The organism is Herbidospora mongoliensis (assembly GCF_001570545.1).
Lineage (GTDB): Bacteria > Actinomycetota > Actinomycetes > Streptosporangiales > Streptosporangiaceae > Herbidospora > Herbidospora mongoliensis.
Map to the genome: position 1 here is coordinate 221,127 of NZ_BBXD01000011.1, position 16,917 is coordinate 238,043.

General features: G+C 69.6%; 11 protein-coding genes. 3 read left to right on the forward strand and 8 right to left on the reverse strand.

Annotation, left to right across the window (positions count from 1 at the left end; all coding sequences use genetic code 11):
• Positions 1-8: 8 nt before the first annotated feature.
• The 6 genes from AW272_RS12655 to AW272_RS12675 all read right to left on the reverse strand — a co-directional run bounded on the left by AW272_RS12655 (position 9) and on the right by AW272_RS12675 (position 7,804).
• A complete protein-coding gene (locus AW272_RS12655) occupies positions 9-1,280 on the reverse strand; it encodes an extracellular solute-binding protein (RefSeq protein ID WP_066364001.1) in 1,272 nt (423 codons plus the stop codon).
• A gap of 152 nt (positions 1,281-1,432) precedes the next feature.
• Complete coding sequence (locus tag AW272_RS12660) at positions 1,433-2,644, reverse strand: ROK family protein (RefSeq protein ID WP_157518513.1); 1,212 nt, start codon at positions 2,642-2,644, stop codon at positions 1,433-1,435.
• 53 nt (positions 2,645-2,697) lie between these two features.
• On the reverse strand, positions 2,698-2,934 hold the full coding sequence (locus tag AW272_RS41985; protein WP_157518514.1) for a hypothetical protein: 237 nt from the start codon (positions 2,932-2,934) through the stop codon (positions 2,698-2,700).
• A 34-nt stretch (positions 2,935-2,968) separates the two neighbouring features.
• Positions 2,969-4,996, reverse strand: a complete 2,028-nt coding sequence (locus AW272_RS12665; RefSeq protein WP_157518515.1) for a DUF4132 domain-containing protein — start codon at positions 4,994-4,996, stop codon at positions 2,969-2,971.
• 5 nt (positions 4,997-5,001) lie between these two features.
• Positions 5,002-7,410 carry a DUF4132 domain-containing protein gene (locus AW272_RS12670; protein ID WP_066364007.1) on the reverse strand — a complete coding sequence of 803 codons (2,409 nt, stop codon included), beginning with the start codon at positions 7,408-7,410 and terminating at the stop codon, positions 5,002-5,004.
• Position 7,411: 1 nt separating this feature from the next.
• Entirely contained in the window at positions 7,412-7,804 is a 393-nt protein-coding gene (locus AW272_RS12675) for a hypothetical protein (RefSeq protein WP_066364008.1), read from the reverse strand.
• Positions 7,805-7,950: 146 nt separating this feature from the next.
• Here AW272_RS12675 and AW272_RS12680 point away from each other — a divergent pair, with 146 nt between their 5' ends.
• Together AW272_RS12680 and AW272_RS12685 are read left to right on the forward strand one after the other, a co-directional pair.
• Entirely contained in the window at positions 7,951-10,770 is a 2,820-nt protein-coding gene (locus AW272_RS12680) for a DEAD/DEAH box helicase (RefSeq protein ID WP_083958251.1), read from the forward strand.
• Positions 10,767-11,573: an SWIM zinc finger family protein gene (locus AW272_RS12685; RefSeq protein WP_066364012.1), complete on the forward strand. Its 807-nt coding sequence runs from the start codon at positions 10,767-10,769 to the stop codon at positions 11,571-11,573. The genes AW272_RS12680 and AW272_RS12685 overlap by 4 nt, the downstream gene beginning before the upstream one ends.
• Here AW272_RS12685 and AW272_RS12690 read toward each other — a convergent pair.
• Both AW272_RS12690 and AW272_RS12695 read right to left on the reverse strand, forming a co-directional pair.
• Entirely contained in the window at positions 11,542-12,480 is a 939-nt protein-coding gene (locus AW272_RS12690; RefSeq protein ID WP_083958252.1) for a diacylglycerol/lipid kinase family protein, read from the reverse strand. The two genes, AW272_RS12685 and AW272_RS12690, sit on opposite strands and share 32 nt — an antisense overlap.
• A 56-nt stretch (positions 12,481-12,536) precedes the next feature.
• The gene (locus tag AW272_RS12695; RefSeq protein WP_245657474.1) at positions 12,537-15,278 is read right to left on the reverse strand and encodes an immune inhibitor A domain-containing protein; all 2,742 of its coding nucleotides are present in this window, start codon (positions 15,276-15,278) and stop codon (positions 12,537-12,539) included.
• Between the two features lie 276 nt (positions 15,279-15,554).
• On the opposite strand from AW272_RS12695, the gene AW272_RS12700 reads away from it, so the two are divergent.
• The gene (locus tag AW272_RS12700; protein WP_066364015.1) at positions 15,555-16,907 is read left to right on the forward strand and encodes an FAD-binding oxidoreductase; all 1,353 of its coding nucleotides are present in this window, start codon (positions 15,555-15,557) and stop codon (positions 16,905-16,907) included.
• Positions 16,908-16,917: the final 10 nt, after the last annotated feature.

A 16,917-nucleotide genomic window follows, 5' to 3' on the forward strand; every position in this document is an offset into this window, starting at 1 on the left:
CATCGAGGTCAGCTACCGGTCCCGATCGAGTCGGCCGCGGCCTGCGCCTCTCCGAGCGCGGCGGCCGGGTCCTTGCCGTTCTTCACGACCTGCTCCATCTGCTGGCCGAGCACGTCGGCGACCTGGAGCCAGGTGGCGTTCGGCGGCGGCGAGTTGGTGTCCTTGAGCTGCTCGCCGAACACGCCCAGGCGGGGGTCGCCCGACAGCGCGGGGTCCTGCCAGGCCGACTGCACGGCCGGGAGCGCGCCGCTGATCTTGTACCACTCGACCTGGACCTCGGGCTTGGACAGCCACTCGACGAACTTCCAGGCGGCGGGGCCGTTCTTGCTGGCCTTGAACACGACCAGGTCGGAACCACCGGCGAAGGAGGTGCCGCTCTTCTGGACGGGGAAGGTGGCCAGGGCGTACTTGTCCTTGAAGCCGTCACCGCCGGCCTCGTCGAGGGCGGTCGACTCGCCGGGACCCGCGACCAGGATGCCCAGGTCGCCGCTGACGAAGGCCGACTCGGCCGCGCCCGCGCCGCTGTCGGGGGCCGGGTCTGCGATCTTCTCGGTGAACAGGCTCTGGTAGAACTTCACGCCGTCGACGACGGCCGGGTCGTTCAGCGTCCACTTCGCGCCGTCGGCCGAGACGATCTGGCCGCCGTTGGACCACGGGAAGGCCAGCGAGTTCTGCAGTTCCTGGTCGGGCGTGGTGGACATGCGGATGCCCCACTTCGCGCCGGCCTTCTCCTGCATGCCCTTGGCCATGGCCTTGAGCTCGTCCCACGTCTTGGGCGGACCGTCGAACCCGGCCTTCTTCGCCAGGTCGGTGCGGTAGTAGAGGACGCGTGTGTCGACCACCCACGGCACCCCGACCGTCTGGGCGCCGACCTGGGCCGACTTCAGCGGGCCCTGGAAGTAGACGCTGGTGTCGGTGCCCGCGGGCACCTCCTGGAAGGCGTCGGTGATGCCGCCCATCAGGGTGGTGCCGACCTGGGCGATGTCGGGGGTGACGCCGCCGGCCTGGGCGGTGCGGAACTTGGCCGCCGCGTCCTGCCACGGGATCGAGGTGACCTCGACCTTGTAGCCGGGGTTCTCGGCCTCGAACTTCGAGGTCAGCTTGGGCAGGTTGTCGCCGTCGGTGCCCATCGCCCAGACGAGCAGCGTGGCGGGCGCGGCGCTCTGCCCCGGAGCGTTCTGAGCGGGCGCGGCTTCCGGGGTGGCGTCACGGCCACAGGCGGCCAGGGCGGCGAGGGCGAGCAGGGCGGCCGAGGCGGCCTTCAGGGTGGGGTTTCTCACGTGCAGTCCCTTGGGGGTGCGTTACCGCAGTGTTAAGAAGAGGTATTTATTAAATATTTTTCGTAACCATAGACCCAGGCCACACCTGCGTCAACCATCCTCAGAGGTTAATTTATGTCCGGTACTAACCGTTACGGCCGGCCGGTAAAGGTTCAGGCGGCGGGGAACGGCGAGACGCCGAACAGGCGGCTCTCGACCTCGACGACGGCCCGGCGGATCGCGCCGAGCACGGTCGCCCGGCCCCCGAGCTCGGCCAGCGCCAGCTCGGGTGCGGGAGCGGCCAGCCGCCGGTAGAGCGCGGCGGTCTGCGTCTCGATGGCCGGCATCAGCCGGGCCGCCGCGTCGGCGGGCAGCCCGCAGATGACCACGAGCTCGGGATCGAGCAACGTGGCCAGCATCGCGATCGGCCGCGCCACGATGGCCCCGACCTCGTCGATGACCCGGGCCGACACGGCGTCGCCCGCTTTGAAGATCATGTCGGTGGTGACGTTGGCCGGATCGCCCCCGGCCAGCTCGGCCAGCGCTGTCGATTCGTGGAGGGCGGCAGCACCGAGCTGGGCGGCCTTGCGCAGCACTCCCCCGGCCGGGCCCATGCCCGACAGCAGGTCGACCGAGGTCATCTCCCCCGCGAAGCCGTTGCTGCCGCGCACCAGCGCGCCGTTGACGATCAGCCCGGCCCCGAAGCCGTTCTCACAGACGTCGAGCAGCACGGCGTTGGCCCGGTCACGCGCGGAGCCCTGCCACTGCTCGCCGATCATGGCGAGGTTGGCGTCGTTCTCGGCGACCATCGGCCACGGCAGGTGGCTCTCCAGCTCGGCGATGACGTCACGGGCACTGGACCGATAGGCGGCGGCCGTGCCCGGGTCGTAGCCATTCGACTGGACCGGAGCCGGAATGCTGACGCAGACCTGCCACACCTGATTCGGGGTGAGCTCGGCCAGTTCCAACAGCTCGGCGGCGATGGCCGGGGCGTGCACCGTGGCCTGGGAGCGGAGTTCCCCGTCGGTCTCGATCTCCCGCGCCAGCTCGGCGCAGACGGCGCCGGCCAGGTCGGCGACGGCGGCGACGATCCGGCTCTCCCGGATGTCGATCGCGATCACGAACCCGGCCCGGGGGTTGGTGCGATAACGGCGCGCCGGGCGGCCCGGCTGGGAGTCAGGCCCCGGGTCGCTGTCGAGTTCGACGACCAGACCTTGGCCGATGAGCCAGTCACACGTCGTGTGGACGGTCGGCCGGGACAGCCCCGTGATCGACATGAGGTCTTTGGCGGTGCAGGAGTCGAGCGGACGCATGGCGTCGTAGACGGCGGCGGCGTTGACGAACCGGATCTGAGCCGCCGACGGTGTGCTCACGCGACGGGACACCCGATTCCCTCCTTCGAAACTCCGGGCCCGAGCGTATTACATGCCCGCGGAGCTCAGCACCCGCCCATCTCCGAGGCGAGCACCGGCACATCCGCGTGGATCAGCACCGGCGCTCCCGCATGGTCGGTAACGGCGCGCTCCCCGGGCCCGGCCGGGCCGCGCGGCGATTTGCGTAACGCGCGGGCACGACCCAGCATGGCCCGGGTGAAGCCCTGGGTGAAAGTCGTCAGTCTGGTCCTGGTCGTCAGCCTCGCCGGAGCGGCACTCGTGTCGGCCGTGGACCTGTTCATGTCCTTCCTGTAGATCGGTCGCCTGGCGGAGGGGTCACGCTCGGATCTGGCGGGCGATCGAGGGGTCGTCGATCGCGGTGTCGTCCGCCAGGAGGAAGGCCTTGCTCAGGATGAGCGACAACCGGCCGTCCTCCTCGAACGGGAGGAACAGGCCCGTGGACGTCCCCAATCCGGCGACGATGCACAAGTAGGCGTCGTTGGGTTCCATCAGAATGTTCGCCGAACCCAGGTGGATCTTGTAGGTCCGCAGGTCGCCCCGGACCACCAGGAACCGGTCGGTCAGGACGCAGCGGTCGGAGATGGCCAGGCGGGGCAGCAGCCGGGCCAGGGCGTCGCGGCGGACCTCGGCCGAGGACGACAGCTCGGCGAACGCGCCGTTCTGCCAGTAGCCGCGCATCTCGCCCGGCTCCCGGTCGGCCCACTGAGGGTCGGTCGCGATAGAGGTGACCGCGACGAACAGGTCGAGGTCGCGCATGGCCTCGCTGAAGACCAGCGGCGGGACCTCCGGTAACGGCGTCTCGCGCCAGGATCCCCGGTCGAGCCGGTGGAAGTGGACATCATGGGTGCGCGCGTAGCCCTCTTCGTAGAGGCTGTGGCTGTAGGCCGCCCGCCACTGCCCGCCCGCCATGATCCGCTGGGCCGATCCGTCGTCGTGACCGCCGTCCCAGAAGCCCAGGTAGCGGGACGTCCAGCCGCGATCCTTGAACAGCGCCCGCAGCCTTGGATAGACGACGATGTGATCGGCGAACCGGTTGGAGTAGTGACGGGTCGCCTCTTCGGCGGGGGTCAGCAGGTAGACCTCGCGGAACGCCTGCTTGAACGGCTGCCGGATCTCCTTGTCCTGGACGACCTCCCGCCAGGCCCGCACCTCTTCCACCGACGCCCGCGCCGGGTGCCACAGCCGGACGGGCACGTCGGGCACGGTCAGCCCGAGACTCGCCTGCCACTCCCCGGGAGCGACCTCGAACTCCCAGATCAGGCGGTCGGTGACGGGGTTGCCGGTCAGCTGCCGGTAGGGCGGCGGCGTCTCGCCGGTGTATCCGGCCTCCAGCGCCCTGGCCAGGGTGACCTGCTGCTGGGCGGCCTGCTTGGCCAGGTCTTTCAGCCGCTTGGCCTCCTCGGGATGGTCGCGCCTGACCGCCGCGGGCACCGACTTGAGCTTCCTGTCGCCGTGCCACCAGGACAGCTCGCCTTCAGCGGAGATCACCGCGGTGTGCTCGCCGACCTGCTCGCGAAGCCGCCCGTCGGGCATCCGGAACGCCACGTCCAGCCGTTCGGCCAGCGCGGGCTCGATGCGCTTGAACTTCTTGTCGAGCTCCTTGGGCACCCCCGCGTGCCGGGTGATCCGGCGGGCGGTGCGCAACGAGGAGATCGCCTCGGGGGTCGGCCGCTCCTCGACCGCGCGGGCGATCTCGAACAGCAACCCTTGGGAGGGCAGGGTCTTGGCCTGGGTGGGAGCGACCGCGATGCCGCGTACGAGACTGTCGAGCAGTTCGGGCAGCCACTCCTCGTCGCGGTGGAGCGCCAGCCGGGCGGCCCGGCCGAGGCTCGCGATCTCCGCCTCGTCGAAGGCCTTGGTCGTGTACGGGATCTCGCCCGCCTGGATCGCCAAGGCCCTGGCCTGGGCCGACTCCAGCGCGATGCGGGCGAAGTCGAGGTAGCCGGGCTGAGCCGCCAGCCAGTCGAGCCCGCCGGCCGGCAGAGGTGGGAGGGGCATCTGACCGGCGACGCTGCGCACCAGTTCGGCGAACAGCGCCCGCCCTTCGACGTCCCAGCCGAATATCACCGCGTTCTCGGCGACCGCGATGGCGCCCTGCCGCCCGGCGAGATGGGCGGCCAGTTCGGCGTCCATACCGCCCATCCCCGCCGCGACCATGGTGGGCCACGTCCCCAGGCGTGGATGGGAATCATTCAGTCTGTTCTCGACCAGTTCGCGAGCCGGGGCCGCCATCACCCGCATGTCCGGGATGTTCGCCCCGGCCAGAGTGGTCGTGTCCTGGGCGGTTCCTTCGAGCACGCGGTAGAGGCGGTTCGCGAGAGGAGAGAGTTCCATGTCCGTCATTTCGGTCAGGGTCGGATCTGGCGGGTGATGCTCGGGTCGGTGATCCCGGTGTCGGCGGCCAGGAGGAACGCCTTGGACAGCACGATCGACAACATGCCGCCCTCCTCCTCGAACGGCAGGAACACCCGGTCGCCACCGCCGGTCGGGACGATGCACAGGTAGGCGTCGTTGGGCTCCATCAGGATGTTCCCGGAGCCCAGGTGGATCTTGTAGGTGCGCAGTTCACCCCGCACCGCCAGGAACCGGTCGGTCAGGACGCAACGGTCGGCGATGGCCAGGCGGGGCAGCAGCCGGGTCAGCGCGTCACGCCTGATTCGCGCGCTCTCGGCGAGGTCACCGAAGCCGTAGGACCGCCAGTAGTCGCCCTCGCCCTCCGGGTCGAGGCCCGTCGAGGTGACCCCCACGGCGAGGTCGGCGTCGCGCAGCGCCTCCGACAGGTCGAGCGCCGGGACCTCGGTCACCGGGACCAGGACGGCACGGTCGTAGTACTGGTGGTAGTCGCCGTCGTAGAAGCGCAGATCACCGCTGACACAGATGGACGCGGTGGCGCCGAAGTCCTCGCGGTCGACGTCGTGCGCGCCCAGGTGGAAGTCCCAGGCGACGGTCAGCCCGCTGGGCAGCCGCTTGGTGGCGGTGCACCGGTCGGACCCGCCCTCCCCATCCCACCAGCCCAGCGACATGCCGCTCCAGCCGCGTTCGGTGAGCAGCGCCTTGGCCTGGCCGTAGCGCAGCAGGTGGTCGGCGAAGCGGCGCGAGTGGTCGCGGGTGCCCTCCTCGGCGGGGGTGAGCAGATAGACCTCGCGGAAGGCCTGCTTGAACGACTGGCGCAGACCCTTGTCCAGCAGATGGTCGCGCCAGATCCGCACCTCGTCGGCGGTGTGGGACAGCGGGTGCCACAGCAGGACCGGGGTCTCGGGGTCGGGCTGGATCCGGCGTCCGGCCGGGTCGGTCAGCTCCCACTCACCGTCGACCCGGACGGGCAGTCCGGCCGGACCTTGGAGGATCTCCCAGATGAGGGTGCGGGCGTAGGCGCCGGTGACCGGGTGGTCGAGGTAGAGCGCGCGGACGTCGCGCCAGCGCCAGATCCGCTCGGCGGCCAGCGCTCGCTCGATGCGGAACCGCTCGGCGGGCAGCGCCTTATTCAGCTCCTTGGACGTGGCCCGGAACTCGGCCAGCAGCTCACGGTCGACGCTCTTGGGGACGGTCTTGCGGCCCTCGTAGGTGATCGCGCCGGTCACCGACAGCGTCAGCCCCTGTGAGGTGCGGGTGCCGTCGGCGCCCAGGCCGAAAGCAGGCACGGTGCGTTCGAGGAGGTGGTCGGGCGACATCCCCTCCCGGGTGCCGATCGACTCCAGGATCCCGGCGACCTTGGTCAGGATGCTCTTCCTGCGGACCTTCGCCTGCACCAGGGCGAGCGGGGCGACGACCTCGAGCCCGCCGAGCCGGTCGAGCACGTTGAGCGCCGCGTTGGCGACCCGCTCGTTGCGCGAGTTGGGGCCGGAGCCGCCCATCCCGATGCCGGTGGCCAGGGCGACCTGACCGAGCAGGCCGATCACCCAGGGCTCGTCGATGACCTCGCAGGTCCAGAGCATGCCGCGGAGCAGGTCGGCGGTGCGCTTGTCGAGATAGGTGACGACATCGCGGTAGCCCCAGTGCTTCTCCCGGTAGGCGGGAACCCGGCCGAGGATCTCGCGTAGGAGCGCGGTGTTCGCGGGAGTGAGCAGGTCGCGGGCGCGGTCGGTCCAGCCCCTGGGCGGTGTCGCGGAGGTCGCGGTGGCCCAGTGGCGCAGCAGTGGGAGCGCACCGGTCGTGCCGAGACGCGCGGCGTACTCGTCGCGCAGCAGGGCGGCGAAGGGGTCGCAGGCGGGAATCAGGGAGTGGGCGGCCTCGACCGGGTCGACGGCCAGGTGGCCGGCGAGGAGATCATCGAGGATGCGCCGGGTCGTCCACTCAGGAGAGTAGGACGTCTCCTTCATGTCCTTCTGCGCCTGGAGGAGACGAGACAGCAGGGGTTCCCGCTCCTCGGCGGTCAGGCCTTTGATGGCTGCCATCGGGATGCGGTAGCGGTAATCGTTCCGTGGCGGGTCGGGCCAGCTGTTCGTGGCCCGCCACAGCAGGTCACGTTGCTGTGGAGTCCAGCGCAGCTTCCGCTGAGCCAGTCTCCAGACGATGTCCTCGGTGGCGACGCCGTTGGCGGTGTGGGCGAGCAGATGCGCCCACAGGGCCATCGTCCGCCACTCGATCTCGCCCCAGGCGGCGGAGTGCTCTTTCAGGAGACGGTGGTCGACGAAGAGGTGGCGGTCCTGGGCGCACAGCAGTGTGTCGTCGAAAGCGGCGAACAGCTCCAGCGTCGCCGGGTCGATTTCGTCGAGCCAGTCGCGGTGCCGGGCCGGAAGACCGTCGAGCACGCCCATGTCAGCCGCCCACCAGAGGCACCAGCTTGACGAAGGACACGATCGGGTCGGCGATCAGGTCGATCTCCACATCCAGGTCGAGGATCTGGCGGTCGCCGATCAACAGCAGGAAGCCGTTGCGGCCGAACGCCACCTCGGCCGCGTCGGCCTGCTTCTCCCAGTCGAGCCGCCGCGCCGACCGCATCCGGTAGCCGTTCAGCTCGGCCTCGGCCTCGGTCGGCTTCACCAGGCCGCGAAAGTGATCGGTAGGGGCGGCGTTGTAGCGCGCCACCTCCTCCCGCACGCGCAACCGGACCAGTTCCCGGGCCGAGATGCGCTCGGGCAGGTCAGGGAGGGAGAACTCGGCCAGCGCGCGACCGGTCGCGGTCTCATCTCGAAACGTCACCAAGGCCATCGGGGGGCATCCGTCCTCGTGAAGCGATCATGTGATGCCGCAATTGATAACAGCGCCGACCGACAAAAAAGCACCCGGCCTGGTCAGCCCGCACAGCCCGTCGCCGCCGTACTCGAAGGGGTCTGGACGGGAGGTAACTTGGCCTGATGCCAGTGCACGCGGTCTGGGCCGGGGGGCGGGCCGGATTCTGGGCGGAAGGTTCGCCGCGCCCCGCGACGTCCGAACACCATCCCTTCGCCGAGCCGCCGCAGGAGCTCGACGGGGTGCCCGAGGAGATCGTTCTCCGGCTCCCGTCCGACGCCGACGGGCCGGTGCACTCCTCGTTCACCACGGCGACCCATCTCCGCGAGTGGTCCCTGCCGGCGGTCTTCCCCGACACCTCGCCCGAGCTGGAAGAGCCTTCCGGTTCGGTACGTTTCCTCGCCGCCCTCGACGACTTCGCGCGTGACCTCGTCAGACGCGGGCGCGTGCTGCCGGGCCTGGTGGGGCGTGAGGCCCGCTGGCGGCCCGTGCTGACCGGCGCCGACGCGACCAGGGCCGCCGAACTCGCCGCCGCGATGCCGCCCGTGTTCCGGGCGGCCGACACCCGGCCGGTCCGGGAACTGCTGGCCGAGGCGCTGATGCGCCTGGCCGACCGGGCCGTCAGGAAAGACCTCCCCGACCGCATCCTCATGGGCCACCGGCCGGGCAGGCGCAGTCCCGTCGCCGACCAGTGGGCCGTGAAGCTCATCGGCGACGACACGCACCTGGAGGGCGACCTCGCCGACCTGCGCGGGGAGCTCGACCGGTGGCACGACGCGGCCCACGCCTTCGACGGTCCGGCCAGGGCCGCCTTCACGCTCAAAGAAATCGGCGACGACGGGTGGGAGATCGGTTTCTCGCTCCAGTCGTCCGAGGATCCGAGCCTCGACCTTCCGGCCGCCGAGGTCTGGCGCGGGGCGCGTCTCCCGGGGGCCGTCGCGGAAGACGAGCTGCTCGCGGGGCTGGGCCGGGCGGTGCGGCTCTATCCGGAGCTCGACCGGGCGCTCCGCGACCCCCAGCCGGAGGGGCTCCCGCTCGACACCCGGGGCGCGTTCGCCTTCCTCAAGAACGCCGCGCCGCTGCTGAGCGCGGCCGGGTTCGGGGTGCGTCTGCCCGTCTGGGCGGGCAAGACGAGGCTGGGGCTCAAGCTCACCACTCGTACCCGACAGGGACCGAAGGCGGTGGGAGGCCAGGGGTTCGGGCTCGACCAGATCGTCGACTTCCGGGTCGATCTCGCCGTGGGCGACGAGATCATCTCCGAGGCCGAACTGGCCGAGCTGGCCCGGCTGAAAGTCCCGTTAGTGCGGATACGCGGCCAGTGGGTCGAGCTAGACGACCGGCAGCTCAAAGCCGCGTTGAAGATCCTGGAGCAGCGGAGAGAGGGTGAGCTGTCCGCGCGTGAGGTCATCAACGAGGTCGTGCTCGGCGGTGACGACGACCTCCCGATCACGGCGGTCGACGCCGACGGGCTGCTCGGCGACCTGCTGTCGGGCGAGGCCGATCGGCGGCTGGAGCCGGTTCCGGTGCCCAAGACGCTGACGGCGACGCTCCGGCCGTACCAGCAGAGAGGTCTGTCCTGGCTGAGCTTCCTGTCCGACCTGGGGCTGGGCGGGGTGCTGGCCGACGACATGGGTCTCGGCAAGACGATCACGACGCTGTCGTTGTTGCTGGCCGAGCGGGAGCGCGGGGAACCGGCGCCGACGCTGCTGGTCTGCCCGATGTCGCTGCTCAGCAACTGGCAGAAGGAGGCCGCCCGGTTCGCTCCCGGCCTGCGGGTGCACGTCTATCACGGGTCTGGCCGCGAGCTGGCCGACGCCGATCTGGTGCTGACCACCTACGGCACCGCGCTGCGCGACGTCGGGCATCTGGCGGAGCGGACGTGGGAGCGGGTGGTCTGCGACGAGGCGCAGGCGATCAAGAACAGCGCGGCCCGGCAGTCGCTGGCGGTCCGGTCGATCCAGGCCCGGACGAAACTGGCCCTCACCGGCACACCGGTCGAGAACCACCTCGCCGAGCTCTGGTCGATCATGGAGTTCTGCAACCCCGGCCTGCTCGGCACGGCCCGCACGTTCCGCGACCGCTTCCAGGAGCCCATCGAGGTCCGCCGCGACGAGAACGCGGTGGCCGCCCTCAAGCGCGCGACGGGCCCGTTCGTGCTCAGACGCCTGAAGACCGACAAGACGATCATCTCCGACCTGCCCGACAAGCTGGAGATGAAGGTCTGGTGCACCCTCACCCCTGAGCAGGCCAGCCTCTACCGCGCGGTCGTCGATGAGATGATGGGCAAGATCGAGAGCAGCGACGGCATCCAGCGGCGCGGCAACGTGCTGGCCGCGATGACCCGCCTGAAGCAGGTCTGCAACCACCCCGCCCACCTGCTGAAAGACGGCTCCCGGCTGCCCGGCCGGTCGGGCAAGCTGGCCCGCCTGGAGGAACTCTGCGAGGAGATCCTGGCCGAGGGCGAGAAGGCGCTGGTCTTCACCCAGTACGCCGAGTTCGGCTCGCTCCTGCTGCCACACCTGGCGGCCCGGCTCGACCGGCCGGTGCTGTGGCTGCACGGCGGGCTCACCAAGAAACGGCGTGACGAACTCGTCGACCGCTTCCAGACCGACGACGAACCGATGATCTTCCTGCTGTCTCTCAAAGCCGCCGGCACCGGCCTCAACCTGACCGCCGCGAACCACGTCATCCACGTCGACCGGTGGTGGAACCCGGCCGTGGAGAACCAGGCGACCGACCGGGCGTTCCGCATCGGCCAGACGAAGAACGTCCAGGTCCGCAAGTTCATCTGCACGGGGACCATCGAGGAACGCGTCGACGAGATGATCGAACGCAAACAGGCGCTGGCCGAGAGCGTGGTCGGCACCGGGGAAGACTGGATCAGCTCCCTGTCGACCGACCAGCTCAGAGACCTGTTCGCACTGGGTCCGGAGGCGGTGGCATGAGTCCCGTCGGGAAAGACGGCTGGTTCGAGGCGGGCACGCCCATCAAGGTCGAGGGTGGGATCAAGGCACGCGGCCGCAGGGGCACCCTCGGGGAGAAGTGGTGGTCGCGGCGGTTCGTCGACATCCTCGAACGCGTCTGTGACCCCGGGCGGCTGGCGCGGGGGCGGGCGTATGCCCGCAAGGGTCAGGTGGTCTCGATGTCCGTGGGAGACGGGGTCGTCGAAGCCGTGGTGCAGGGGTCGCGCCCAGAGCCGTACAGAGTAGAGATCGAGATCGAAGCCTACGGTCAGGAGGTATGGGGCGTTCTCGAAAAGGTCATCGCTGGTCAGGCCGGTCATCGGGCCAGGCTGCTGGCCGGTGAGATGCCGACCGAGCTCGACGCGCTGTTCTCGCGGGCCGGGTTCCCGATCTTCCCCGAGCAGGGCGAGCTTGAGATGAGCTGCGGCTGCCCCGACTGGGGCAATCCGTGCAAGCACGTCTCCGCCGTGCTCTATCTGCTGGCCGAGGCGTTCGACGACGATCCGTTCCTGGTGCTGGCCTGGCGCGGCAAACCGCGGGAGCAGCTCCTGGACGACCTCCGCACCCCCGCAGACGAACGCCTGGAAGACCGGCTCGCCGACTTCTACGCGCTCAACGTTTCCCCCGCCCGGCTGAAGGGCGCGCAGGCCCCGGACACCCCACCCGACCTGCTGCTCAGGGCGCTGGAACCGCCGAAGGTGAAGGTCAGGCACATCCCGCTGCTCGACCTGCTGCGCCCGGCCTACCGGAGTTTTACGTATCCACGAAGCCCTGAGGAACCATGACCCGCACCCCGTTGGGGATCGTCTTGATCACCAGCGGGGTCATCAGCCGCACCTCGCCGTCGATGTCGGCGGCCATCGGCGGGTCGGTCTCCAGGAGCATCTCCTTGCCGACGACGAACGGGCCGCCCGCGAGGCTGCGCCACTTGCCGGTGGTGGCCCGCAGGAAGGTCTCGCCGAGCAGGCGCAGGCGCTTGCCCGAGCCGAGCTGGTAGGCGACCAGGTTGCGGTTGTCGATGGAGATGTCGCTGGCGATCTGCCAGCCGCCGTGGAAGCGGCCGTTGGCGATGTTGAGCTGGTGGGTCAGCAGCTCGTGGCGGCGGCCTTCGACGGTGATGAAGGCGCGGAACGGCGTGTGGCCCGGCAGGATCGTCAGCGCCGTCAGCGGGTAGGCGGCCCGGCCGGCCAGCTTCTTCAGCCACGGCTTCACGGTCCCGGCCACCTCGACCGACACCCCGAAACTGGCCAGGTTGGCGAACGGGCGGTCGCCGCACAGGCCGAGGTCGATGTCGGCGACCTTGCCCTCGCTGAAGACGCGCACCGCGCCCGCGCGGGTCAGCGGCAGGCCGAGGCTGCGGGCGAAGTTGTTGGTGGTGCCCAGCGGCAGCACGCCGAGCGCGACGTCGCGGTGGGCGATGTGCTTGATCGAGCTGGACAGGGTGCCGTCGCCGCCGCCGACGATGAGCAGGTCGGGGCCGAGGCCGAGCGCCTCGTCGAGACGGTCGCGCAGGCGGCGCGGGTCGTCGACGGGGAAGACCCCCAGCGGCGAGAAGCCGGATTCGCGGATGAGCCGGACCACTTCAGCGAAGTGTTTGCGGCCACGGCGTGATTTGGTGTTCACGACGACAGCGGCCCGGCGATTATCCCGGATGGCCGCCGTATGGTCGGGCTTGCTCCGCACCCTCCACATGCTAGTGCCCGGCGGTCTCCCGCCGGGCACCAGTCAGTCGAACGCGATCTTTACGTTCACTTCTTGGAAGGTGTCACCTGGACGATGACGCCGAGGTTCAGCGGCAGCGGGCTGATCAGCTTGAGCTTCACGCCGAGCTGCTTGGCCTCGTCACCGGGGTTGCCGGTGCCGAGCACGAACCCGTTGACGTTCTCGCCGTACAGGTCGGTGGCCGGGCTGCCGTCGGGGTTGACGATCCGGGCCGTGTAGGCCTGGTTCTGGTGGGACGGCACGACCGCCGAGGCGTCGCGCGAGCGGTAGTAGAGGCCGTCGGGACGGTTCTCGAAGCCCGGGTACCAGGTCTTGGCGTCGGTGAACTCCTTGACCGGGTTCTGGCCGGGGAACGTGGTGCAGTACTCCTTGAACGGCTCAGCCGCCGGCTCCAGGCACTCCTTGAACTGGTAGGACTTCCCGAAACCGAAGGCGGCGTTGGCGGCCTGCGGACGCATCGGGATGTTCTTCAGCGCGCTCGGATCCTTCGTCGCGGCGACGCCGGAGCGGCGCAGCGGCTCGAAGTGCGAGTCGACGATGAGCAACTGGCCCTTCGAACCCACCGACGGCAGGTTGAAGTGGTTGGCCGCGACGTTGTTCTGGCCGTACGACGCGTCGCGCAGCCACACGAGGAGGCCGGGGGCGTTGTAGGGCACCTTCTCGACCTTCCAGGCGCCGTCGCGCTGCCAGGTGGTGTCGTAGGTGTACTTGAGGCCCTGGTCGAAGCCGTCGTAGTTACGCCACTCGGCCAGGTAGTACTGCTCGGAGTTGAGCGAGCCGCCATGGATGACCCAGCCCGCGCCGGTGGTGTCGGTGAACGTGCCGCCGGTGCCGGTCCAGCCGTTGGCGCCGCTCTCGACGTCGTCGCTCCAGACGGTCGCGCCACCGGCGGTGACGCTGAAGTCGTCGGAGAACCAGCCGCGCTCGATGGCGGCCTCGTCGGTGTTGTACACCAGGCGGATCTGAACGGTGGTGCCCGCGTACGGAGCCAGGTCGACGTAGTCGTGACGCCAGCCGCCGGTGTCGCCGGTCAGACCGTACTTGCGGCCGAAGTCGTGCAGACGGCCGTTCGGGTCGCCGTAGCCGTCGTCGGTGGTGACGAGGGCGCCGTCCTCCGAGTAGACCTTCTGCTGGGTCCAGGTGGCGCCACCGTCGGTCGAGACCTCGACGAAGCCGAAGTCCCACTCCTCTTCGATGGTGTAGTCGTTCCACATCCAGAACCTGGGGTCACCGGCAGGGACCTGGATGGTCCTGGCCAGCTTGGTGTCGGCCCACATCTGGTCGTTGTTCGACCACCACATGTTCGCGCCGGAGTGGGGCGTGGCCATGGTGACGTGCTTGGACGGCAGGTTGATGCGCAGGCCGTCCTCGGTGAGCTTGGGCGTCCGCGAGGTCTGGCCGATGGTGACGAGCTTGGTCCTGTCACCGGGGTTGACGACCTCGGGGTCGGCCCAGCCGAGCACCCACTTGTCCCACAGACCCATGTGGGTCGGCATGGACTGGAAGATCGGGCCCGAGTGCGAGCCGGTCGACATCAGGTCCCAGAACTCCACCGAGCTGTCACCGGCGCCGGAGGCGTCGTACAGGTCGGGCAGGCCCAGGTCGTGGCCGTACTCGTGGGCGAAGACGCCGACGCCGGAGTCCTCCGGCTGCACGATGTAGTTGGCGATCTTCTTGTTGGTGCCCGGGATGGTGTAGCCGCCGGGGATGGTCGAGGAGTGCGCCCAGATGGCGTACGTGCCCTCGGCGCCGCCGCCGCCGGACTTGTCCTCACCGGAGTGCACCAGCACGAGGTGGTCGATGACGCCGTCGGGCTCGAGGATGTTGCCGTCGCCGTCGGCGTCGGCGGTGTCCTCGATGTCGTAGTCGGCCCACGGGAAGTTCGGCTGCTGCTGAGCCAGCACGTTCACCGCGTCAACGCCGAGCGTGGCCGGGCCAGCCGGGTTGTCGGGGTGGCCGGCCATCTGCTGCGGGTAGGTGCCGCACTCGCCGGCGCCGTACCAGGCCTCGGAGTGGGGGACCTTCAGCCAGCCGATCGCCGCACCGGAGACGGTGTAGGCGCCCTTGGACATCTCCTCGTACATCTTCTTCATGGTGAAGCCGGAGATGTCGATGCCCTTTTTACCGTCGCGCGGGTCCTTGAGGTCCTTGCGGACGCGCTCGGTGATGCCCTTGTCGGAGTAGAGCATCTTGTTGAAGTGGTCGGTGCTGAAGTTCGGCACCCAGAAGGAGTTGTTGTCCTTGCCGCCGCCCGCGGCCGTGGCCGGGTCGGGGATGTTGTTGTGCAGGGGGCCGTTCATCTTCGTACCGGCCGGCTCGGTCACACACGTGTTGATGTCGGCGGTCGACACGGGACGGGTGAAGCCGGAGAAGTCGTCGTTGGCGTTCTCGTTGAACTCCACGAGAAGCGTCAGCAGCTTGGCCGTACGCTTCGTGCCCGCCTTCTTGTAAATGAAGTCGAACGGGTTCTGACCGGTGCGGATGGCGCGGCGCTCGTTGTTCGCCAGGCCGCGGGCGGCGACCGGGTTGCCGCCGGCGTACTTGTGGTCGATCTCCTCGGCGATGGCCTGAGTGGTCTGCCGGCTCGCCTTGGCGGCCTCGCTCAGCTTCTCAGCCGAGCTGTCAGAGGTGTCCGACTGCGCGCGCGGAGGCGAGTAGTTGATGTAGTGGTCGCTCAGCGACGGGATCCAGCGGGCCACCGAGGTGTCCGCAGAAGCCGGGGCAGTGGCCGCGGTGAGACCCGCGGCCAGCAGCCCGAGCGCGGGCACGATGGCTGCTAAGCGCCGTGCTCTGCGAGGGGATGCTGCAAAGGCTGACAAATGTTCCTCCCTCACCCGGTAGTCAGCCGGGCTTTTCCGAGGCGCGCGGGGGGGGTGTTTGCGCGCCACCGCTACGACGGGCACGGCAAATCAGCCACACCAGTCGCAACCGGGACGTTAGATGACTCGGTAAAGGAAAAGTAAAGTCAAATCGGCATGTTACGAAACCGATATCGACCATCCGCCTTACGGCCGGTGTCAGGCCGATTGATACTGTTTCGCGATGTGGACGACCTCATCTCAGCGCTGCCCCCCGGACGTGTGCTGACCGACCCCGAGGTGACCGCCTCCTACGCGGGTGACCGCACGTTCCTGCAGCCTGGAGCGGTACTCGGGGTGGTGCTGGCGGAGTCGCGCGACGACGTCGTGGCGACGATGAAATGGGCCACCGACAACGGGGTCCCGGTGGTGCCGCGCGGCGCCGGCACGGGGCTGGCCGGAGGGGCGGTGGCAGGAGACGGGTCAATCGTGCTGTCGCTGGCCCGCATGACTCGGATTGTCGAACTCTCCCCCGCCGACGAGGTGGCGGTGGTCCAGCCCGGAGTCATCACCGCCGACCTCGACCGCGCCGCCCGCGCCCACGGGTTGATGTACGCCCCCGACCCGTCCTCCTACGAGATCTCCACCATCGGCGGCAACCTGGCCACCAACGCCGGCGGCCTGCGCTGCGTGAAATACGGCGTCACCCGCGACTCGGCCCTCGGCCTGGAGGTCGTGCTCGCCGACGGCCAGGTGATCAACACCGGCCGCCGCACCATGAAAGGCGTCACCGGCTACGACCTCACCGGCCTGTTCGTCGGCTCGGAGGGCACCCTCGGGATCATCACCGAGGCCACGGTCCGCCTGCGGCGCGCTCCTTTCAAGGAACCGGTGACGGTGGCCGCCGAGTTCACCTCGCTGCGCGACGCCGCCTCGGCGGTGGCCGCGATCATCGCGGCGGGCTGCCAGCCGTCCATGCTGGAACTGATCGACCGCAACACCCTGAAGGCGATCGACGACTGGAAGAACATCGGCCTGGAGCCCACGACCCAGGGCATGCTGCTGGCCCAGTCGGACGCCTCCGACGCCGACGCGGCCGCCGACCGGATGACCGCGCTCTGCGAGGAGCACGGCGCCACGTTCGCGGCCCGGTCGACGACCCCGGAAGAGGCCGCCGAGCTCATCGCGGTCCGCCGGATGGCCTACCAGGCGAAGGAGCGCATCGGCGCGTGCCTGACCGAGGACGTCTGCGTGCCGCGCTCGAAGCTGCCCGAGATGATCGCCGAGATCGAGGCCGTCGCGCGCCGGCACGACGTGCTGATCTGCACGGTCGCCCACGCCGGCGACGGCAACCTGCACCCGGTGTTTGTCTTCGAGCGCGGCCTGCCCGAGCCCCCGCCCCACGTGTGGGCGGCGGCCGACGAGATCTTCCGCGCCGCGCTCGCCCTCGGCGGCACCCTCACCGGCGAGCACGGCGTGGGCCTGCTGAAGCGACGGTGGCTGGAACTGGAGAGCGGCCCGGTCGTGGCCTCGCTCCAGGCCGGGATCAAGCGGGTCTTCGACCCTCATAACCTGCTTAACCCGGGCAAGGCCATCTGACCCACTGATA